Here is a 20,785-nt window from a genome sequence, read left to right on the forward strand (position 1 = left end):
ACGCAGTCAGTTCTCTGGTTCCGGCTCGCGGAACCCGGAGGGAAAGCAGAACACGCCGTCATGACCGTGAGAAGCCCGCAGGTATGGCTGCCCGCACAGCTCGCCGATCTCACCGACCTGCCACCTGGACTCGAGTACGCCCGCTGGGACGGCCGTTCGGCCTTCCCGACGGACCCGGCGAAGGTGGAGCTCTACGTTCCGCCACTGACCAAGGACATCGATGTCATCAGCAGGCCCCTGCCCCGCATGACACGGCTCCGCGCCGTGCAGGCCCTCAGTTCCGGCACGGACGAGCTGCGCGCGGAACTGGACCGCGTCCCCCGCCCCGTGACGCTGTGCAACGCGGGCGGTGCCCCCGCTCCGGGCACGGCCGAACTGGCCCTGGCCCTCATCCTCGCCTCGCTGCGGGGCATACCGAAGTCGGTCCGCGCTCAGCACGGCGGAACGTGGATTCCCCAGGTCTTCCCGTCCCTGTACGGGCGGTCCGTGCTGATCGTCGGCTACGGCGCCGTCGGCTCCGCGCTGGAGGAGCTCCTGGTGCCGTTCGGATGTGCGGTGACCCGTGTCGCCGGCGCGGAGCGGGACGCACCCCGGGGGCCCGTCCGTTCCGGCGCACGCCTGCCCGAACTCGTGGCCGACGCCGGTGTCGTCGTGCTCTCCACTCCGCTGACACCACGGACCCGTCAGCTCTTCGACGCGGGCATGCTGGCCCGCATGAAGGACGGTGCCCTGCTCGTCAACGTGGCACGCGGGGCCGTCGTCGACACCGACGCCCTGCTGAAGGAGACCCACGAAGGCCGGCTGCGGGCCGCGCTCGACGTGACCGACCCCGAGCCGCTGCCGACGGGGCATCCGCTACGGACGGCACCCGGCGTACTCATCACCCCGCACGTCGGCGCGTTCACCTCTTCCCTGTGGCCCCGTCCGGAACGGCTCGTCCGACGTCAGCTGAGCCGGTTCGCCGCGGGTGAGGAGCTGGAGAACGTCGTGTCCCGCTGACGCCCGGCCCCGCCGGGGGGGGGGCCGACCCGGGCCGTCCCACCGGTGCCGCGCGCGGGGCGCCCCGCATGTCACACCCACGCCGTCTCATCGGTCAGGTCGATGACAGCCGTACACGAATCACGCCCGACAGGGCCGAGCCGGACGAGTCGGATCCGCCGTGCCATACGTCTGCCGGACGCTCGTCCCGGCCGGGCGATCCGCAGGCCGCCACCACACCCGCCACGGCCGCACGGCCGGCAGCCGTCGCACCGCGCCCGTGCCGTGACCCGTGCACGGAGCCCGCCGCCGCAGAGCCGGCGAGCCGCGGGTGACGCAGAAACGAAGGGTGAAGAGATGGGCCACGACAGCCGGCCGGTGGAGCCGGAGCACAAGCACACGGGGGAGAGGCTCGCCCGATGGGCCGACAGCCGGCTGGGCCGCCACCGTGTCGCCCGCTCCGCCCGGCGCCTCATCTTCCCCGACCACTGGTCGTTCCTGCTCGGGCAGATCGCGCTCTACAGCTTCGTGATCCTGCTGATCACCGGCGTCTATCTGAGCTTCTACTTCCACCCCTCCTCCGACCTGGTCGTCCACCAGGGCGGCTATGCCCCCCTGCGCGGGCAGTTGGTGTCGGAGGCCTTCGACTCGACTCTGCACATATCCTTCGACGTCCGCGGCGGCCTGCTGGTGCGCCAGGCCCACCACTGGGCGGCTCTGGTCTTCGTCGCGGCCATCCTCGTCCACCTGCTCCGGGTCTTCTTCACGGGCGCGTTCCGCAAACCGCGCGAACTGAACTGGGTGTTGGGGTTCGGGCTGCTCGTCCTCGCCATGTTCGGGGGGCTGACCGGCTACGACCTGCCGGGCGACCTGCTGTCCGGCACCGGCCTCCAGGTCGTGAACGGCACGATCCTGTCGATCCCCGTCGTCGGGACGTATCTGTCGTTCTTCCTCTTCGGCGGTGAGTTCCCCGGCGACGACCTGATCGCCCGCTTCAACACCCTGCACGTCCTGGTCATCCCCGCACTCATGGTCGCCCTGATCGTCGCCCACGTGGCCCTGGCCGTGCGCCACCGTCACACGCAGTACCCCGGCCCCGGCCGTACCCGCGGCAATGTCGTCGGTCTGTCACCCAAGGTGTACGCCGTGAAGGCCGCCGGCTACTTCTTCCTCGTGGCCGGCGTCATCTTCTTCATGGCCGCCGTCGCCGAGATCAACCCCGTCTGGGACTACGGGCCCTTCCGTCCCGACCAGGTCTCCGCCGGATCCCAGCCCGACTGGTACATGGGCGTCGCCGACGGACTCCTGCGCGTCATGCCCGGTTGGGAGATCGACCTCTGGGGCCACACCCTGGCCCTGGACAACCTCCTGCCGCTGCTGGCCGGGGTGCTGATCTTCCTGGCCATGGGCGCCTATCCGTTCCTGGAGGCGTGGGTCACGGACGACGACCGGGAACAGCATCTGCTGGACCGGCCCCGCAACCGCCCGGTACGCACCGCCCTCGGCGTGGCATGGATCAGTGTCTACTCGGTCGCCCTGGTCGGTGCCGCCAACGACATCATCGCCACCCGGCTGCACGTCTCGGTCGACGCCGTGACCTGGGCCGTGCGCATCGGCCTCTTCGTCGTTCCGGTCCTGGCCTTCGTCGTCACCAAGCGCGTGGCACTGGGACTGCAGCGCCGGGACCGCGACCTCGTGCTCCACGGCCGCGAGAGCGGCGTCATCAAGCGCCTGCCGCACGGAGAGTACGTCGAGGTCCACGCGCCCCTCGACCGGGCGCACCTGCACACGCTGACCGCGCACGAGCAGTACCGGCCCCTTAAGGCCGCGTCCGCGCGCGACGGGGACGGTGCGGTGCGCCGTCGCACCCAGCGGCTGCGCAGCGGGCTCAGCGGCTTCCTCTACGGCCCCGGCTCACAGGTCCCCAAGCCCACGGTGGCCGAACACGAGGAGATCACCGGTCGACACGGGTCCTGAACCCGAACACGCCTTGACCGACACCATCTTCACGACATGTCACACCTTCAGTGGTTCTCCGGTCTGAAGGGTGTAAAGGCGACACAACGTACGGCCGACGCGACCGGGCCGCCCATCCGGCGGCCCGCACCGCGCGCCCCGCGCCCGTCGGCCCGAGTGGCCGCCCATCCCCGCGAGCAGCCCTCATGGGCGCCGCGAGAGCACACCGATCCCGCCCGAAAGGCATTCGACATGAACCTCATCTCCCGCACCAGCCGGACCCGCACGGCGATGACCGTCCTGGCCGGCGCCGGCGTCGCCGCCGGCCTGTTCGTCACCACCATCGCCCCGGCCTCCGCCGACAAGGGCACCACCGACCGGGGCCCCAAGCCCACCGTCGTCCTGGTCCACGGTGCCTTCGCCGACTCCACGAGCTGGAACGACGTCATCGGCAGGCTCCGGCACGACGGCTACCCGGTCGTCGCCGTCGCCAACCCGCTGCGCTCCCTGAGCGGCGACTCCGCCTACCTCAAGGACGTCCTGGCCGGCATCGACGGCCCGATCGTCCTGGCCGGTCACTCCTACGGCGGTTCGGTGATCAGCAACGCCGCCACCGGCAACAAGAACGTCAAAGCGCTGGTCTACCTCGCCGCCTTCCTCCCCGAGAAGGGCGAGAGCGCGGGCGATCTGGCCGCACGCTTCCCCGGCAGCACCCTCGGTGAGGCGCTGCGCCCCGTGCCCGTGACGAACGCCGACGGTTCCCGGGGTACCGACCTCTACATCCAGAACGACAAGTTCCGCGGGCAGTTCGCCGCCGACGTGCCCCGCAACACGACCGACCTCATGACCGTCACCCAGCGACCGGTCACCGAGGCGGCCCTCGCCGAGGGAGCGGCCGAACCGGCCTGGAAGACCATCCCCTCCTGGGTCCTGGTCGCCACCCAGGACCGCAACATCCCGGCCGCGGCCCAGGAGTTCATGGCCCGGCGGGCCGGTGCCACGACCACGCAGGTGCGGGCTTCCCACGCGGTGAGCGTCTCGCAGCCCGGAAAGGTGACCGGCGTCATCGAGAACGCCGCCCGCTCGGTGCGCTGACCCCATCCTGTGCTCGAAGGGCCGGCGGCTCACCGCCGGCCCTTCCCCGAACCCGAGGACGGACTCATGCGCCGCGAACCGCGGATCATCCGGGTGGGCCCCGGCCATCTCGCCCGCATGGTGGCGATGCACCGCCGCTGCTCGCCGCAGACCCTGTGGAGCCGTTACCACCGGGCGATGGCCGACCCCCGCACCTATGTGCCCACCCTGCTGTCCCGTCCCGGGTCGGTACACCTGGCGGCCCTCGGCGCCACCGGCCGCATCCTCGCCGTGGGCCACCTGATGCCGGATCACACGGCCGTGGAGGCGGCGCTGCTCGTCGAGGACTCCTGGCAGGGCCGCGGACTGGGTACCCGCCTGCTCCACCACCTGGGCGAGCACGCGCGGGCGGGTGGCTGGACGACGCTCTACGGCCTCTTCCGGGCCGGCGACGAGCGGATCGACGCCATGCTGCGCCACGCGCCCGCTCCCGTACGGCGCACGGAGGAGGGCGGCGCCGTCACCGCCTGGGTCCCGGTCCACGACCTGGTGGCCGGCCTGCCCGTCCCCCGGTGGTGACGCGCGCGGGCGCTTCGGAGACCGGCTTCGCCGCCGACTCCCAGCGCCGTGAGGGGGCCGGTGCGGGTCACGCGACCCGCACCGGCCCCCTGCGCTCACACGGCGTCGGGATACAGGTCGTCCTCGAACGCCGCCGACTCCAGAAGCGCCTTGACCGACGTCAGGTAGCGGGCCGCGTCCGCCCCGTCCACCAGCCGGTGGTCGTACGACAGCGACAGGTGCACCAGGTCCCGGACACCGATGACCTCCTCGTCACCGACGCGCACGACCCCCGGCCTCCTGACCGTGGCGCCCACGCCGAGGATCGCCGCCTGGTTCGGCGGAACGATGACGGTGTCGAACAGGGCACCGCGTGAACCCGTGTTGGACAGGGTGAAGGTCGCGCCCGACACGTCGTCGGGGGTGAGGTGGCCGCTGCGGGCCCGGTCCGCCAGGTCGTGGACGGCCCGGGCGAGCCCGGCGACGGTGAGGTCGCCGGCCGCCTTGACGACCGGGGTCATCAGACCGGCCTCCGTGTCGACCGCGATCCCGATGTTCTCGGTGTCGAAGTAGGTGATGGTCCCCTCGTCCTCGCTGATCCGGGCGTTGACGACCGGATGGGCCTTCAGTGCCTGAGCGGCCGCCTTGACGAAGAAGGGCATCGGGGAGAGCTTGAGGCCCTCACGGGCCAGGAAGCCGTCCTTCGCCCGGTTCCGCAGGCGCATCAGCCGGGTGACGTCGGCCTCGACGGTGGAGGTGAGCTGCGCCTGCTCCAGCAGCGCCCTCTTGAGGTTGTTGCCGATGGCCCGGCGGATACGGGTCATCGGCACCGTGCGCCCGCGAAGCGTGGACGCGTCGTCCCGCGGGGTGGGCGAGGGCGCGGGGGAAGCCGGAAGGGTGGACGCGGCAGGCGGTGCCACGATTACGGCGGGTGCCGGTGCCGGTGCCGGTGCGGGTGCGCGGGGCACGGATGCGGCGGGGGGCAGGGCCGGAGCGGCCTGGGGAGCCTCGGCCGGAGCCGGAGCCGGAGCCGGAGCCGGAGCCGGAGCCGGAGCCGGAGCCGGAGCCGGAGCCGGAGCCGGAGCCGGAGCCGGAGCCGGAGCCGGGACCGGAGGCGCGGGCGGGGCCGCCGGGGCCGTGTCGGGAGCGCCGATGACGCCGAGGGCGACACCCACCTCGACGGTCTCGTCCTCGGCGACGAGGATCTCCAGCAGGACGCCGCCGGCGGGCGAGGGGATCTCGGTGTCCACCTTGTCGGTCGACACCTCCAGCAGCGGCTCGTCGGCCTCGACGTGCTCACCGACCTGCTTGAGCCAGCGGGTCACGGTCCCCTCGGTGACGGACTCGCCGAGGGCCGGCAGGGTCACGGAAACGGTCATGATGACGTTCAACTCCTCACGGGCCGGCGGGGCGCGTGGCCGGGCCGGACCTGTCGTGCACGGCCCGCGTCGGTCGACGCGGGCGGTAGGGGGCGCCTCGCCCGGGGGTTCACCGGTCGAGGCCGTAGTGCGCGCGGGCCCGCGCGACCGTCTCCGGCGGGACCTGCCCCGCCAGGGCCAGACGGTCCAGCGCGGTCACCACGATCGACTCGGCGTCCACCCGGAAGTGGCGGCGCACGTCCTCACGGGTGTCGGACAGCCCGAAGCCGTCGGTGCCCAGCGAGTAGTAGTCCTGTTCGACCCACTGGGCGATCTGGTCGGGGACCTGCCGCATCCAGTCGCTGACGGCCAGCACCGGCCCCGGCGCCCCGGCCAGGGCCCGGGTGACGAACGGCGTGCGTTCCTCGCCCCGCGTCCGGGCGTCGTCGGCCCGCATGGCGTCCCGGCGCAGCTCCGTCCAGGACGTCACCGACCACACGTCGGCGCGCACGTTCCAGTCGGAGGCGAGCAGTTCCTGCGCGCGCAGGGCCCAGTGGATCGCCGTACCGGAGGCGAGCAGCTGGAGCCGGGGCCCGGCAGCGGGCGTCTCGGCGGGCCGGAACCGGTAGATGCCCCGGACGATGCCCTCCTCGATGCCGGGGACCGGCGGCATGGCGGGCTGGTGCTTGGGCTCGTTGTACACCGTCAAGTAGTAGAAGACGTCCTCGGGCCGCTCGCCGTACATCCGGCGCAGACCGTCCCGGACGATGACCGCGATCTCGTAGGCGAAGGCCGGGTCGTAGCTGACGGCCGCCGGATTGGTGGCCGCCAGCAGGTGCGAGTGGCCGTCCCCGTGCTGGAGGCCCTCGCCGGTCATCGTCGTGCGCCCGGCGGTGCCGCCGACCACGAAGCCGCGCCCCATCTGGTCGCCGAGCGCCCAGAACTGGTCGCCGGTCCGCTGGAAACCGAACATGGCGTAGAAGATGTAGAAGGGGATCATGGGTTCGCCGTGCGTGGCGTACGACGTCGCGGCGGCGGCGAAGTCGGCGACGGAACCGGCCTCGGTGATGCCCTCGATGAGCAGCTGCCCGCTCGTGCTCTCCTTGTAGTGGAGCAGCTGGTCCGCGTCGACCGGATCGTAGGTCTGGCCCTGCGGCGAGTAGATGCCGGCGGTGGGGAACATCGACTCCATACCGAACGTGCGCGCCTCGTCGGGGACGATCGGCACCCAGCGTGCCCCGCTCCCCGGGTCGCGCATCAGCTCCTTGACCAGCCGGACCAGCGCCATCGTGGTGGCCATCTCCTGGTGGCCGGACCCCTTCTCCAGCTCCTCGAAGGGCTTGGCGGGCGGTTCCGGCAGCGGCTTGGCGACCACGCGCCGCACCGGGGCGGGCCCGCCCAGCGCGGCCCGGCGCTCGCGCAGGTACCGCACCTCGGGCGAGTCCTCCCCCGGATGCCAGAACGGGACCTGGTCGCCGGCGAGGGCGCTGTCGGGTATGGGCAGCTCCAGCAGATCGCGCATCGCCCGGAACTGCTCCATCGTCAGCTTCTTCATCTGGTGGTTGGCGTTGCGCGACTCGAACGCCGGACCCAGCGTGTGGCCCTTCACCGTCTGGGCGAGGACCACCGTCGGCGCGCCCCGGTGCTCCACGGCGGCCCGGTAGGCGGAGTACACCTTCAACGGCTCGTGTCCGCCCCGTGAATTCTCGAACAGCTCGACCACCCGCGCGTCGCTCAGCGAGGCGGAGAGAGCGGACAGGGCGTCACCCGTGAAGAAGTGCTCGCGGATGTAGGCGGCGTCACGCGCGGCGAGCGTCTGCAACTCGGCGTCCGGCACCTCGCCCAGGCGCCGCACGAGGTCGCCGGTGGTGTCCTGCGCCAGCAACGGGTCCCAGGCCTCGCCCCAGAGCGTCTTCACCACGTTCCAGCCCGCGCCCCGGAAGCGTGCCTCCAGTTCCTGGACGATCTTCGAGTTGGACCGCACCGGGCCGTCCAGGCGCTGCAGATTGCAGTTGACGACGAACGTCAGGTTGTCCAGGCCCTCCCGGGAGGCCAGGGTCAGGGCGGCCGTCGACTCCGGCTCGTCCATCTCCCCGTCGCCCAGGAACGCCCACACCCGTGAGCCGGAGGTGTCCTTGATCCCGCGGGCGTGCAGATAGCGGTTGAAGCGGGCCTGGTAGATGGCGCCGAGGGGGCCCAGTCCCATGGAGACCGTCGGGAACTCCCACAGCCACGGCAGCCGCCGGGGGTGTGGATAGGACGGCAGGCCGCGGCCCCCGGCCTCCCGGCGGAAGGCGTCCAGCCGGCTCTCGCTCAGCCGTCCCTCCAGGAAGACCCGCGCGTAGATCCCGGGGGAGGCGTGTCCCTGGACGAAGAGCTGGTCGCCGGAGCCGTCGCCGTCCTTCCCCCGGAAGAAGTGGTGGAAGCCGACCTCGTAGAGCCAGGCCGCCGAGGCGTAGGTGGAGATGTGACCGCCCAGTCCCAGGCGCGAGCCGCGGGTGACCATCGCCGCCGCGTTCCACCGGTTGAGCGCGGTGATCCTGGTCTCCATCTCCAGGTCACCGTCGTACTCCGGCTGCGCGGCGGCCGGGACGGTGTTGATGTAGTCCGAGTTCAGCAGCCCCGGCAGGGACGTGCCCGTGTCCGCCGCGAACTCGTGCAGCCGCCGCAGCAGGTAGACCGCCCGCTCCGGCCCCGCGTTGCGCACGACGGCGTCGAGGGATTCCCGCCACTCGGCGGTCTCCTCGCGGTCTCGGTCGGGGAGCTGGTCCAGCTCACTGCTCACGGGGGTCTCGGTCGGCCGGGGTTCACTCATGGCAGCCTTCTCTTCACGGCGTGGATGTCGTCGGCCGCGCATACGGTGGGTGTCGCGGGGCGACAGGTCGGACAGGGAGATGCGGGCGGCGGGTGTCGCCGCCGGGCGGGGGTCAGCGGCTCTTGAGCCACTGTGCGAAGGTGTGATGGCCCAGACGGGCGTCCGGCCCGGGAAGCAGGGCCCGCTCATCGAGCACCGCACCGAAGAACGGGGCCCGCGCGTCGGCGATCACCGGGCCGGGCCGGCCGAGCAGGTCGAGAACCGCGGCCGTGACGTCCTCCAGCCGGAGCTCCTCGGGCCCGGCCGCCTCGACCACGCCGAACTGCGGCAGCCCCACGGCGACATGGGCGAGGACCGTGGCGACGTCGTCCGCCGAGACGGGCCGGAGCAGGAGCGGCGGCACATGCACGCCGTCGGGCCGGGCGCCGCCCGCGGCGGCGGCCTCCACGGACTCGTGGAACGGCGTGGCGCGCACCACGGAGTACGGCACGGTGGTGCGCCGGGCCAGGTCCTCCTGCGCCGCCTTGGCCCGGAAGTAGCCCGCCCCGACGCGGTCGGCGCCCACCACCGACAGGGCCACGTAGTGCTCGACGTCCGCTGCGGCGGCGGCCCGGAGGAGGTTGCCCGTCGCGGTGGTGAAGAAGGTGGTGGCGGCCTCCTGCCGGCGGGAGGGCGCGTCGGTGACGTCCACGATCACGTCGGCGCCGCGCAGCGCCCGGTCCAAGCCGTGTCCGGTGCTCACGTCGACCCCTTCCCCGCGCGACACCGGCACGACCTCCACCCCGTGGTCCCGGAGCCGCGCGACGGTCCTGGAACCGATCAGTCCGGTGGCACCTGCAACGACGACTCTCATCTGCGTCTCCTCCGTCCGGGGGGCGATGGCCCCGCTGGGTGTCCTGGGCGGAAGGCGGCGGATGTGCCACTGCGCCCGTCTCACCTAGACAGAACGCCGGGCATCCGTGTGACACCGTGTGGCCGGCCGCCGCCCGCGCCGGAGAGGGGAGTTGTCACAGACCCGCCCGCTGTCCGGTCAGGACGGCGAGCGGTCATCACGACCGGAGACGATCCTGTGCCCGCGGACTGTGTGCAGTCCGGGCACGGCGGAACCACGGAAGGTGCGACTCGATGTCGGAGAATGCACAGCACGCCCATCACGGACACGGAACGGGCGACGCGGACGGCCCGAGCTGGACCCGCGCGGCGAAGATGCTCCAGGACGCCTCGCCGGTCGTCGTTCCCGAGGGCGCCTCGGCGATGACCATTCACGTCGAGTGGGAGCCCGGCGACCCCGGCACCCCGCCGCACCGCCACTCCGGGCCGGCGTTCGGATACGTCATCAAGGGCGCCGTCCGCTTCGAACTGGAGGGTGAGCCCGAGCGGGTCATCGAGGCCGGCGGCACCTTCTGGGAGCCGGGCGGCGACGCCATCCACTACCAGGACGGCAACGCGCTCAGCGACGAGAGGACGGAGTTCGTCGTCACGATGATGTGCGCGCCCGGCAAGCCCATGCTCGAACTGGTCGACGAGGCGGAGCTGAAGGAGCGCGCTCACCTGCGCGCCCCCCGGCCGACCGCCTGACCCCCGGCCCACCGACTGAACCCCGGGGCACCGCCGGTCCTCGGGGCCGGACCACCACGACGGGGCCCCGCACCCGTGACCTTCCCGGCCTGGCCGGTGTCACGGGTGCGGGGCCCCGTCCGTGCGCGTGGCTCCCGCTCCGCTCCTCCTGCTCGTCCTACTCCACGAAGTACGAGTCGTGCCGGTCGAAGAACGCGGCACGCTCCTCCTCGGACGCGTGACCCAGGCGGGAGACCTGCTCGAAGTACTCCTCGCGCGGGGCCCCCGGAGTGAACAGCAGCAGCATGTCGGCCGGCGCGTCCGAGTCGTTGCGGAAGGCGTGCAGACCGCCCTGGGGGACGTGCAGGAAGTCTCCCTTGCGGGCGTCGACCCACTGCACACCGTCGAACACGCGCACGGTGCCGTCCAGGATGAAGAAGGACTCCGAGATCCGCTTGTGGAAGTGGGTCTTCGGGCCGCCCGCCCTGGGGCGCATCTCGACCCGGTACAACCCGAACTCGCCCCTGGTGGTGGCGGTGGTGGCCAGATAGTGGGTGGCGTCCTTCCCGGTCCCGCTCTCACCGAGGTCGGGCGGTGTGGTGGCCGGACGGAAGACGGCACTGACCTCACCGTCCTCACCCCAGTACTTCTGTTCCGGGTACGGGTACGACATGGTGGTTCCTTTCGTGCGGCCCGCGCCCCGTGCCTCTGTCACGGCGAGGGGCTCGGACGGTTGTCAGTCGGCGACCTGGTGACGGGTGAAGCGGGACACCAGCGGCGGCTCCGTCAGCCAGCCGTGGATGTGTCCGTGAGGCGGACGAGAGGCCGCGGCGGACCGCGGCAGCATGAGGAAGGCGACCGACGCGCCGACGGCGAGCAGGCCCGCGCACAGCGGCATGGCCCGTCCGAACGAGGCGTCGAAGGCCGTACCGGACCGGTAGGCCTCCGGACCCATACCGACCAGCAGCGGGAGCGCAGCGACGGACACCAGACCCGCCGCCCGGGCCGCGGCGTTGTTGATGCCGCTGGCCAGCCCGGCGTTGGCGGTGTCCACCGAGTGCAGCAGGGTCACGGTCAGGGGAGCGACCATGACGACCATGCCGGTGCCCATCACCAGCAGGGCCGGGAGGATGTCGAAGAGATAGGACGCGTGGGGACCGACCCGCAGCATGAGCAGCATCCCCGCTCCGCACACCAGCGGACCGACGGTGAGCGGCACACGCGGTCCCAGCCGCTGGGCGAGTGTCCCGGCGTGGGACGAGAAGAGCAGCATCAGCACGGTGTTGGGCAGCATCGCCGCCCCGGCGGCCATCGCCGGATACCCGACGACGATCTGCAGCTGCAACGCGGTGAGGAAGAAGAACCCACCCGTGCCCGCGTAGACGCACAAGGTGATCACGTTGACGGCGCTGAACTGCCGTGAGGAGAAGATCGCCGGCGGCATCATGGGGTCGGCGCCACGTCGTTCCACGCGGAGGAACGCGGCTCCCACGACGACACCGCCGACGGCCGCGGCGACGGCCACGGGTCCGCCGTCGCGCGCCTCCGTCAGCGCGTACGTGACCAGTCCCAGGGCCAGGGCCCCCAGGAAGGCGCCGTTGACGTCGAAGCCGACCCGGCGTCGGCCTGCCGCGCCGGCCGGCTGCTCGCGGGCCGTGCCCACGGATTCGGGAACATGACGCAGGGCGACGGGAACGCACAGCAGCGCCGGGACGGCGCTCAGCACGAAGGTCCAGCGCCAGCCGGGCCCGTCCACCAGCCACCCGCCCACAAAGGGACCGAGGGCGGCGCCGATGCCGCCGAAGCCAGACCACAGACCGATCGCCCGCGGCCGGTCGTCCGGATGGAAGGACGCCTCGATGATCGCCAGCGAGCCGGGCGTGAGCAGGGCGCCGCCCACACCCTGCAGGGCCCGGGCGACGATGAGCGTGGTCGTGTCCGGGGCGAGGCCGCACAACAGAGAGGCGACCGCGAACCACACCAGGCCCAGGACGAAGACGCGACGCCGCCCGAACCGGTCGCCCAGGGAACCGCCCAGCAGGATGAGTCCCGCGAGGGTCAGCATGTAGGCGTTCACCGTCCACTGGAGGGCGTCGAGATCGGCGTCGAAGTCCTGGCCGATGCGTGGGAGCGCGACGTTGGTCACCGTCGAGCCGAGCAGCACGACGCCGGAGCCCAGGACGGTGGCCAGCAGGGTCCACCGTCCGCGGGCGCCGGCGACGCGGAGGGGGGCGGTGCTCTCGGGAGTGGGGGATCGGTTCATGTCGTGTCCTGGCGTCGTCCGGTGAGGCGAGCGCGGGCGGGGTGTCCCTGTCGCAGGTCGCGTACGTCCCGCACAGCGGCCGCGAACGCTTCCGGGCGCTCCTGGGGGAGGTTGTGGCCGGCGTCCGCGACCGTGCGGTGGAGACGGGGGCCGGTGAAGTGACGGGCGGTCGAGGACCCGTCCGTGGCCGGGAAGTTGCCGTCGGCCAGCCCGTCCAGGGTGATGGCGGGCACGGTGATCGGGGGCAGCCCGGCCAGCTGCTCCTCCAGCCGTGCGTACGGTTCGGCACCCGGGGCGAACCCGAGGCGGTGCCGGTACGGATGGACCACGACGTCGGTGTGGTCGGGGTTGGCGAAGGACCGCGCGGCCCGCTCCAGGTCCTGTTCGCGAAACGGCCACTTCGGGGAGTTCCGCTTCCAGATCACGCGTGCGACCCCCTGCGGATCGCGGGCCAGTCCGGCCCGGCCCCGCTCGGTGAGGAAGTAGTAGAAGTACCAGAAACCCGCCTCGCGTTCGGGCTCGACGGGTTCCGCCGCCGCGGCGATGTCCTGGAGGGCGGCTTGCTGACCGGAGCGGGGAGTCGTCGCGGAGAGGAACCTGGTGGGCCCATGGCCCCGCAGATGGGGGACGACGACCCGAAACCCGCTGTCCGCGAGGCGTGGAGCCACCTCCGCGTAACTGTGGATGTCGTAGGGGAAACCGTGCAGGAGCAGCACGGTGTCGCCGTCCGTGGGACCCGCCTCGTAGTAGGCGATGTCCAGGATGTCGGTGCTGACCCGTCGCAGTGGTTCGAGCGCGCGGTGGTCTGGCATCAGGGGTCCTTGGGGGGTGGCGTTGCCCGAGGGGCCCGCCACCCGCTCGCGGGCCGGGCGAGCGGACGGCGGACGGTACGGCGTCCGGCGGGGCCGGAGCGGCTGCCTCAGCCGAACATGCCGGGCTTGTATCCGCCTGCGGGCTGCTGGTTGATGACGTTGATCCGGTTGTAGGCGTTGATGACGGCGATCAGCGAGATCAGCGCGGCGAGTTGGTCCTCGTCGTAGTGCTTCGCGGCCTGCGCCCACGCCTCGTCCGAGACGCCGCCGGCGGCGTCGGCGATGCGCGTCCCCTGTTCGGCCAGCTCCAGGGCGGCCCGCTCGGCGTCCGAGAAGACCGTGGCCTCGCGCCACACGGCCACCAGGTTCAGCCGCTGCTGATCCTCGCCGGCCGCGGCGGCGTCCTTGGTGTGCATGTCGGTGCAGAAGCCGCAGCCGTTGATCTGGCTGGCACGGATCTTCACCAGCTCCTGGGTGGTGACCGGCAGAGCGGCCTGGACCGCCGCCCCGGCCGAGTTCAGGTGCTTCATCACCTTGCCGGCCAGCGCGTTGCCGAAGTAGTTGATGCGCGCGTCCATGTCGTATCTCCTCAAGAGGAACGGGATTACAGCCCACTGACCGGGAGCCCGCGCGCTTTGTGACAACGGAAGTCGCCCCCCCCCCCCCACGCACGACAGGTGCGGACCTGTCGCGGAGCAGCAGACACGACACATCATCTGACACACCGTGTGAGTGAAAAGCGCGTGCGCGGCCCGCGTTCAGTGTGTTCGCCGGGCGCGGGAGATACCATCGAGCGAATGGACCAGGCCGGTCGGCCTGAGTCGGCGCCGCCCTCCCGGGACCCGGGCCGGCGAGCACACCATCAGCGAACCCCAGGTGATCACCATGGCTACCGAAAGCATCCTGCACCCGAGTCTCATCGTCCCGATCGGGCACGTCGAACCCGTTCCCCGGCGGATCCGGGGCATGGTCGCGGGCCGTGTCGTGTTCGACACGCGCCGCGCGCTGTACGTGTGGGAGTGGCAGGCCTATCCGCAATTCAGCATCCCGATCGAGGACTTGGTGGAGGGAGCGCTCCACGACGACAGGCACACCGAGCAACTCGGTGCCGGGGTAGCGCACCGCCACACCCTGCGGGTCGGGCCGGAGGTCCGTGCCGGAGCGGCGTGGGTGTGGGGGGAGGGCTCCCCCGAAGCGCTGCGGGAGACGGTGCGCTTCGAATGGGAGGCGCTCGATGCCTGGTTCGAGGAGGACGAGCCGGTCTTCGTCCACCCGCGGAGCCCGTACTCGCGCGTGGACGCGCTCCGTTCGCGCAGCACCGTGCGGGTCGAGGTGGACGGCGTCGTGCTGGCGGAGGCCTCCGGCTGCGTGAAGCTGTTCGAGACCGGCCTGCCGACCCGCTACTACCTCGATCCCGCGAGCATCGACTGGACCCGGCTGCGGCGCTCCGACACGGTGACCCGGTGTCCCTACAAGGGCACGACGAGCGACTACTGGTCGTTCGACAGCGACACCGCCTCCCATGAGGACATCGCCTGGACGTACGACTTCCCGACCATCCAGGCCAACCGCATCGCCGGACTGACCGCGTTCTACAACGAGCACGTCGATCTGTACGTCGACGGCTCCCTGCTGCCCAGGCCGGCGGACCCCACCCGGGTGGCGTCCGACTAGCCGAGCCCCGTCGTGCGGCGGGCACGTCTTTTCTCCCGGCGCGTCACACATCGGCTCCCAAGACGGTCTGATGAGGTGGAAAGTCCTCCAAAAGCCACCATTTCAGGGAGCGATCATGAGTGACATCGTCCTCGAGCCCGCCGCGCAGGAGTTCGCCGACGCGACCGCCAAGCCGCCGCTGCTGTACGAACTCGGTGTCGAGGGAGCCCGCAAGCTGCTCGACGACGTCCAGTCCGGGCCCATCGGCAAGCCCGACGTGGACGAGAAGTGGATCACCGTCCCCGCCCGGGTCGGCGAGGTGAAGGTGCGCATCGTCAAGCCCGCCGGCAGCACCGGCACGCTTCCCGTCATCCTCTACGTGCACGGCGGCGGCTGGATCCTCGGGAACGCCGGCACCCACGACCGGCTGGTGCGCGAGCTGGCCGTGGGCGCGGAGGCGGCTGTGGTCTTCGTCGAGTACGACCGCTCACCGGAGGCGAAGTACCCCGTCGCCATCGAGCAGGCCTACGCCACCGCCCAGTGGGTCACCACCCAGGGCGCCGAGGAGGACCTCGACGGCTCCCGCATGGTCGTCGCCGGTGACTCCGTCGGCGGCAACATGAGCGCCGCCCTCACCCACCTGGCCAAGCGGCGCGGTGACGTGACCTTCCTGCACCAGTCCCTCTACTACCCCGTCACCGACGCGGGGCAGGACACCGAGAGCTATCGCGTCTTCGCCCACGGACCGCACCTGACCGCCAAGGCCATGGAATGGTTCTGGAACGCCTACACCACCGATCCGGCGGAGCGCGACGAGATCACGGCCTCGCCGCTGCGCGCCACGCTCGAGGACCTCCAGGGGCTGCCGCCCGCGTTCGTCGCGGTCGACGAGAACGACGTGCTGCGCGACGAGGGCGAGGCCTACGCCCGCAAGCTGATCCAGGCCGGTGTGCCGACCACGAGCGTCCGCTACAACGCCAGCCTGCACGACTTCATGATGCTCAACCCGGTCCGCGGAACCCAGGCGTCGACCGCGGCGATCGAGCAGGCGATCCACGTCCTGCGCAAGGCCCTCGGCACCGACTGACCCGTTCCGCGCGGCACCGCCGGCACCCTGGCGCGCCCCATGACGCGCACGGTGTGCCGGCTCAACGAAAGGCCACTCCCATGAGTGCACAGAATTCGACCATCGTCCTCGTCCACGGCGCGTTCGCGGACTCGTCCAGCTGGAACGGCGTCGTCGAGAGGCTCCAGTCACACGGCTATCCGGTCGTGGCCGCGAGCAACCCGCTGCGCGGGCTGACCGCGGACAGCGCGTACGTCCGGCAACTCCTGGAATCCATCGACGGGCCCGTGGTCCTCGCCGGACACTCCTACGGCGGTTCCGTCATCAGCAACGCGGCCACGGGACTCGGTCACGTCAAGGCTCTGGTGTTCGTCGCGGCCTTCCTGCCGGACGTGGGCGAGAGCGCCGTCGACCTGTCCGGCAAGTTCCCGGGCAGCACCCTCGGCGAGACGCTCCGCCCGGTCCCGGTCACGCTCCCCGACGGGGCCCGGGCCGCGGACCTCTACATCGAGAAAAGCAGATTCCACCAGCAGTTCGCCGCCGACGTCCCGGAGGAGGTCACGGCGGTCATGGCGGCAACCCAACGGCCCGTCGCCGACGCCGCGCTGGCGGAGGGCGCGTCGGCCGCGGCGTGGAAGGACATCCCGTCCTGGGTCCTCGTGGCGTCCGAGGACCGCAACATACCGGCCCAGGCGCAGACGTACATGGCCGAGCGCGCGGGGGCCACGGTGGCACACGTCACCGCTTCCCACGCGGTCAGCGTGTCCCGTCCGGGCGACGTCGCCCGGCTGATCGACGAGGCGGCGCAGGCGACCGGCTGAGCGGACGGTGGGTCTCCGCCGAGACCGGCGGCGACCCACCTGCCCGCGCCCGCCGCGGCGCGTCCCGACCGCAGTGACACGGGAGTACCTCATGAACACGAGCAAGCAGGCCGCGCGCGGGCTGGCCGACATACAGGCGTACCTGTACCGCGAGGCGCACCTCAGCGCCGCCCGTCGGCGGGTGTCCGCCTTCACCGAGAGGACCGACGGGCTGACCCACGGCCAGAAGCGGGACCTGGAGCAGTGGTACCTGGAGGAACAGAAATACGTGGCCCGCATGGTGACCGAGCACATCGCCGACACCATCGGCGCGGCCGAGGCGGCGCACCGCCGCCGGTTCGGCCGCTGGTTGCGAGGCACACTGATCGCCATGATCGCGATCGGCCTGGCGATCTTCGTGTGCACGGCGGCCGTCGTGGGCTCGATGACCTGATCCGCCGGCGCGCCGCCCGACCACCGCGGATCCCGCGGCAGCGACTTCCGGCCGGCCGGAAGCGGGCGGGGCACCGGACCGACCAGGGGCCGACCAGCTTCGCGCGAGCCTCGGCGATCAGTTTCGGACAGGTCTGCTGGATGTGGAACGCGGGGGTATCGTGACAGCCGGGAGGCTGCCATGGTGAGGGACGGCACACGGACCCAGCTCATCGGGCGGCAGGACGAGTGCGAGGTCCTCGACAGCCTGCTCGCGCAGGCCAGAAGCGGCCACAGCGGCGTTCTGGTGCTGCGCGGCGAGGCGGGCATCGGCAAGACCGAGCTGCTGAACCACCTGCTCGACCGGGCGACCGGGTGCCGTGTCGTCAGGGCGGCCGGCGTGCAGTCCGAGATGGAACTCTCCTACGCCGGGCTCCACCAGCTCTGCGCTCCTTTGCTCACCCACCTCGAAGGGCTCCCCGAGCCACAGCGCGAAGCCCTGCGAACGGCCTTCGGCGTGCAGGTCGGTGACGCTCCCGACCGGTTCCTCGTCGGCCTGGCCACGCTGAGCCTGCTCGCCGCCGCCGCTGCCGGCGACGAGCCGTTGCTGTGCCTGGTCGACGACGCCCAGTGGCTGGACCGCGTCTCGGCCCAGACACTGCAGTTCGTCGCCCGACGGCTGCTGGCCGAGCGTGTCCTGCTGGTCCTCGCCGTCCGGGAGTCCGGCTCCCGCGAGGTGCTCGCCGACCTCCCCGAGCTCGTCGTGCGCGGACTCGGCGAGCGGGACTCCCGCCGGCTCCTCGAATCGGTCGTCACCGGTCCGCTCGACCAGCGGGTGGGCGACCGCATCGTCGCCGAGACGCGCGGCAACCCGCTGGCCCTGGTGGAGCTGCCGCGCGGCCTCACCCTCCTGGAGCTGGCCGGCGGGTTCGGCGCACCGGACACCCGCCCCCTGTCCAGCCAGATCGAGGCGGGTTTCGTCCGCCGCATCCGGTCCCTCCCGGCGCAGACGCAGCAGTTGCTGCTCATCGCCGCCACCGAACCGGTCGGCGATGTGTCCCTGCTGCGGAGCGCCGCCGAGCGTCTCGGCATCGAGGTGGACCGCGCCGCCACCGAAGCCGAGGCGTCGGGTCTGCTGACCCTCGGCACATGGGTCCGCTTCCGGCACCCGCTGGTGCGCTCCGCGGCGTACCGCGCCGTCGGATTCGAGGCACGCCGGCGCGTGCACGCGGCCCTGGCCGATTCGATCGACCCCGCGCTCCACCCCGAACGCCGCGTCTGGCACCTCGCCAGTGCCACGACGGGCCCGGACGAGGACGTCGCCGCCGAACTGGAGGGCTCCGCCGGGAGGGCGCAGGCGCGCGGCGGCGTCGCCGCGGCGGCGGCCTTCCTGGACCGGGCCACCGAGCTGACTCCCGATCCGGTGCGCCGCGGAGCCAGGGCACTGGCCGCGGCGCGGGCGAAGTACCAGGCGGGCGCCTTCGACAGCGCGCGGGAACTGGTCGACGCGGCGGAGCTGAGTCACCTCGACGAGGCCGCAGCCGGGCGGGCGACCCTGCTGCGCGGACAGATCACGTCGGCGGCCAAGAGCGCCAGCGCCGGACTGCCGCTGCTGCTCGAAGCCGCGCGGCGGCTCCAGCCGTTCGACCCCGCACTCGCCGACCAGACGTACCGGGACGCGATCTACGCGGCCCTGACCGCGGGCCGGCTGACCACGGGCGGGGTCCGTGACGTCGCCGAAGTGGTGCTGAGCACGCCGGGCCACACCGGCGCCGCGAGCCGGGAGACCCGGCTCCTGACGGGTCTCGCCCGGGTGGTGACCGAGGGCTACGCGGCCGGCACGCCGATCCTCCTGGACGCCGTGGCGGCGTTCCGGACAGGAGAACTCTCCCGGGAGGAGGGCCTGGGCTGGCTGCCGTTGGCGTGCCGCATGGCGCACAGCACCTGGGACTTCGCCGCCTGGTCCGAGCTGTCGGCGCGGCTGGTCGACCTCGCTCGCGGCAGCGGAGCGCTCGCCGTGCTGCCCACGGCCCTTCTGCTGCGCCTGTCGAACCGGGTCTTCGCCGGCGATCTGCGCGGCGCCGCCTCCCTGACCGTGGAGGCGGGCGCGATCGGCGAAGCCACGGGCAGCACCTTCTTCGCGCACTACGGCGCACTCGTCGTGGAGCCCTTCAGGGGGCGGGAGTCGACGACCCGGGAGGCGATCGAGACACTCACCCAGGACCGCCTCCTGCGCGGTGAGGGCAAGGTGACGACGGCCACCCAGTGGGCTGCCGCAGTCCTGTGCAACGGCCTCGGCCGGTACGAGGAGGCGTACGCCGCGGCCGAGCGGGGCTGCGAGAACCCGCAGGAGCTCGGCCTGTCCCTGCAGTCCCGGGTCGAACTCGTCGAGTCCGCCGTGCGCCTGGGACGTACCGAGCGAGCGGCCGGGGCCGTACGGACGATCGAGGAGATGGCGCAGGTGAGCGGCACCCCCTGGGCGCTCGGTGTGTCCGTCGCCGCGCGTGCCCTGGTGAGCGAGGGAGCGGCCGCCGACGCCCTGCACCGGGAGGCGATCGAGCGGCTCGACACGGCCGGGGTCCGGATGGACAGCGCCCGGGCACGGCTGCGGCACGGTGAGTGGCTGCGCCGGGAACGGCGACGGGCACAGGCACGCATCCGGCTGAACGAGGCGTACGAGATGCTCGACGCGGCCGGTGCCGAGGCTTTCGCGGAACGGGCCCGAGGGGAGTTGAAGGCCGCCGGCGAGAAGGTACCCGGACGCACCGCGGCGGAGGCGGCGGTCCTCACCGCGAAGGAGGTCGAGATCGCCCGGCTCGCGCAAGGAGGCTTCACCAACCCGGAGATCGGCGCACGGCTCTTCCTCAGCCCGCACACCGTCGAATGGCATCTGCGCAAGGTCTTCGCGAAGCTCGGCATCTCCTCCCGCAAGGAGATCGGATCCGTGCGGTGGGAGACGGTGGCGACCACCCGCTGATCCGCCCGACGCGAACCCGGATCAGACGTGCGACACGTCCGGCTCCGCCAGCAGCGCGGGCACGGTGACGATCTTCGCCTCCCTGGACAGCAGGCGGTGGACGGGACAGCGTCCCGCCGCCGCCAGCAACTGCTCCCGCTGCGCCGGTTCCAGGTCGCCCGTCAGCCCGACGTTCTTGACGATGTGACCCTGCTGTCCGAACCGCACGGCCACGTCGATCCGCTCCAGTGGCCAGTCGTGCCGATCCGCCAGAGCGCGCACGGCCATGGAGGTGCAGGAACCGAGCGCGGCCAGCAGCAGCTCACCTGGCGTGGGGCCCTCGTCGGCGCCGATGGGCTCGGGCTCGTCGGCGGTCAGGTGGTGCGTGCCGATCGAGACGGAACGGGTGAGCCGTGCTCCTTCGGCGACGGTCACGATACGCGTGGTCATGGGACTTCCTCTCGGCCGAGGTGGCGACCGGGTCCGGCCGGTTCCTCTGACGCAGTG

General features: G+C 72.1%; 18 protein-coding genes. 10 read left to right on the plus strand and 8 right to left on the minus strand.

Translation table 11 applies throughout. From position 1 onward, the window contains the following. Nucleotides 1-60: 60 nt before the first annotated feature. The 4 genes from F8R89_RS32115 to F8R89_RS32130 all read left to right on the plus strand — a co-directional run bounded on the left by F8R89_RS32115 (nt 61) and on the right by F8R89_RS32130 (nt 4,587). Nucleotides 61-999, plus strand: a complete 939-nt coding sequence (locus F8R89_RS32115) for a 2-hydroxyacid dehydrogenase (protein ID WP_151787263.1) — start codon at nt 61-63, stop codon at nt 997-999. A gap of 336 nt (nt 1,000-1,335) precedes the next feature. Beyond that, complete coding sequence (locus F8R89_RS32120; RefSeq protein ID WP_151787264.1) at nt 1,336-2,955, plus strand: cytochrome b; 1,620 nt, start codon at nt 1,336-1,338, stop codon at nt 2,953-2,955. 231 nt (nt 2,956-3,186) lie between these two features. Next, nucleotides 3,187-4,029 carry an alpha/beta fold hydrolase gene (locus F8R89_RS32125; RefSeq protein ID WP_151787265.1) on the plus strand — a complete coding sequence of 281 codons (843 nt, stop codon included), beginning with the start codon at nt 3,187-3,189 and terminating at the stop codon, nt 4,027-4,029. 66 nt (nt 4,030-4,095) lie between these two features. Further along, nucleotides 4,096-4,587 carry a GNAT family N-acetyltransferase gene (locus tag F8R89_RS32130; protein ID WP_151787266.1) on the plus strand — a complete coding sequence of 164 codons (492 nt, stop codon included), beginning with the start codon at nt 4,096-4,098 and terminating at the stop codon, nt 4,585-4,587. 95 nt (nt 4,588-4,682) lie between these two features. Here the strand turns inward: F8R89_RS32130 and F8R89_RS32135 are convergent, their stop codons facing one another. The 3 genes from F8R89_RS32135 to F8R89_RS32145 form a co-directional block, all read right to left on the minus strand. Continuing rightward, nucleotides 4,683-5,945 carry a 2-oxo acid dehydrogenase subunit E2 gene (locus tag F8R89_RS32135; protein WP_151787267.1) on the minus strand — a complete coding sequence of 421 codons (1,263 nt, stop codon included), beginning with the start codon at nt 5,943-5,945 and terminating at the stop codon, nt 4,683-4,685. Between the two features lie 109 nt (nt 5,946-6,054). After that, a complete protein-coding gene (gene aceE / locus F8R89_RS32140; RefSeq protein ID WP_151787268.1) occupies nt 6,055-8,739 on the minus strand; it encodes a pyruvate dehydrogenase (acetyl-transferring), homodimeric type in 2,685 nt (894 codons plus the stop codon). A 112-nt stretch (nt 8,740-8,851) separates the two neighbouring features. Then, on the minus strand, nt 8,852-9,592 hold the full coding sequence (locus F8R89_RS32145; RefSeq protein WP_151787269.1) for an SDR family oxidoreductase: 741 nt from the start codon (nt 9,590-9,592) through the stop codon (nt 8,852-8,854). Between the two features lie 272 nt (nt 9,593-9,864). Between F8R89_RS32145 and F8R89_RS32150 the strand changes: the two genes are divergently transcribed. Beyond that, nucleotides 9,865-10,317 carry a cupin domain-containing protein gene (locus F8R89_RS32150; RefSeq protein ID WP_151787270.1) on the plus strand — a complete coding sequence of 151 codons (453 nt, stop codon included), beginning with the start codon at nt 9,865-9,867 and terminating at the stop codon, nt 10,315-10,317. A gap of 157 nt (nt 10,318-10,474) precedes the next feature. On the opposite strand, the gene F8R89_RS32155 is transcribed toward F8R89_RS32150, so the two are convergent. From F8R89_RS32155 to F8R89_RS32170, 4 genes are all read right to left on the minus strand, one after another. After that, nucleotides 10,475-10,969, minus strand: coding sequence for a cupin domain-containing protein (locus F8R89_RS32155; RefSeq protein WP_151787271.1), 495 nt, complete (start codon nt 10,967-10,969; stop codon nt 10,475-10,477). A gap of 63 nt (nt 10,970-11,032) precedes the next feature. Next, entirely contained in the window at nt 11,033-12,559 is a 1,527-nt protein-coding gene (locus tag F8R89_RS32160) for an MFS transporter (RefSeq protein ID WP_151787272.1), read from the minus strand. Beyond that, on the minus strand, nt 12,556-13,371 hold the full coding sequence (locus tag F8R89_RS32165; protein WP_151787273.1) for an alpha/beta fold hydrolase: 816 nt from the start codon (nt 13,369-13,371) through the stop codon (nt 12,556-12,558). Before F8R89_RS32165 ends, F8R89_RS32160 begins: the two co-directional genes overlap by 4 nt. Nucleotides 13,372-13,478: 107 nt before the next feature. Next, entirely contained in the window at nt 13,479-13,949 is a 471-nt protein-coding gene (locus F8R89_RS32170; RefSeq protein ID WP_151787274.1) for a carboxymuconolactone decarboxylase family protein, read from the minus strand. 307 nt (nt 13,950-14,256) lie between these two features. Here F8R89_RS32170 and F8R89_RS32175 point away from each other — a divergent pair, with 307 nt between their 5' ends. The 5 genes from F8R89_RS32175 (at nt 14,257) to F8R89_RS32195 (ending at nt 20,299) form a co-directional block, all read left to right on the plus strand. Further along, complete coding sequence (locus F8R89_RS32175) at nt 14,257-15,045, plus strand: DUF427 domain-containing protein (RefSeq protein WP_151787275.1); 789 nt, start codon at nt 14,257-14,259, stop codon at nt 15,043-15,045. Between the two features lie 115 nt (nt 15,046-15,160). Continuing rightward, entirely contained in the window at nt 15,161-16,111 is a 951-nt protein-coding gene (locus F8R89_RS32180) for an alpha/beta hydrolase (protein WP_151787276.1), read from the plus strand. Between the two features lie 80 nt (nt 16,112-16,191). Next, a complete protein-coding gene (locus F8R89_RS32185; RefSeq protein ID WP_151787277.1) occupies nt 16,192-16,911 on the plus strand; it encodes an alpha/beta fold hydrolase in 720 nt (239 codons plus the stop codon). Between the two features lie 91 nt (nt 16,912-17,002). Beyond that, nucleotides 17,003-17,344 (plus strand): hypothetical protein, encoded by a 342-nt coding sequence (locus F8R89_RS32190; RefSeq protein WP_151787278.1) that lies wholly within the window; start codon nt 17,003-17,005, stop codon nt 17,342-17,344. Nucleotides 17,345-17,524: 180 nt separating this feature from the next. Next, nucleotides 17,525-20,299, plus strand: a complete 2,775-nt coding sequence (locus F8R89_RS32195) for a helix-turn-helix transcriptional regulator (RefSeq protein WP_151787279.1) — start codon at nt 17,525-17,527, stop codon at nt 20,297-20,299. A gap of 21 nt (nt 20,300-20,320) precedes the next feature. On the opposite strand, the gene F8R89_RS32200 is transcribed toward F8R89_RS32195, so the two are convergent. Beyond that, the gene (locus tag F8R89_RS32200; RefSeq protein WP_151787280.1) at nt 20,321-20,728 is read right to left on the minus strand and encodes an OsmC family protein; all 408 of its coding nucleotides are present in this window, start codon (nt 20,726-20,728) and stop codon (nt 20,321-20,323) included. Between the last annotated feature and the right edge of the window lie 57 nt (nt 20,729-20,785).

The organism is Streptomyces sp. SS1-1, assembly GCF_008973465.1.
GTDB lineage: Bacteria > Actinomycetota > Actinomycetes > Streptomycetales > Streptomycetaceae > Streptomyces.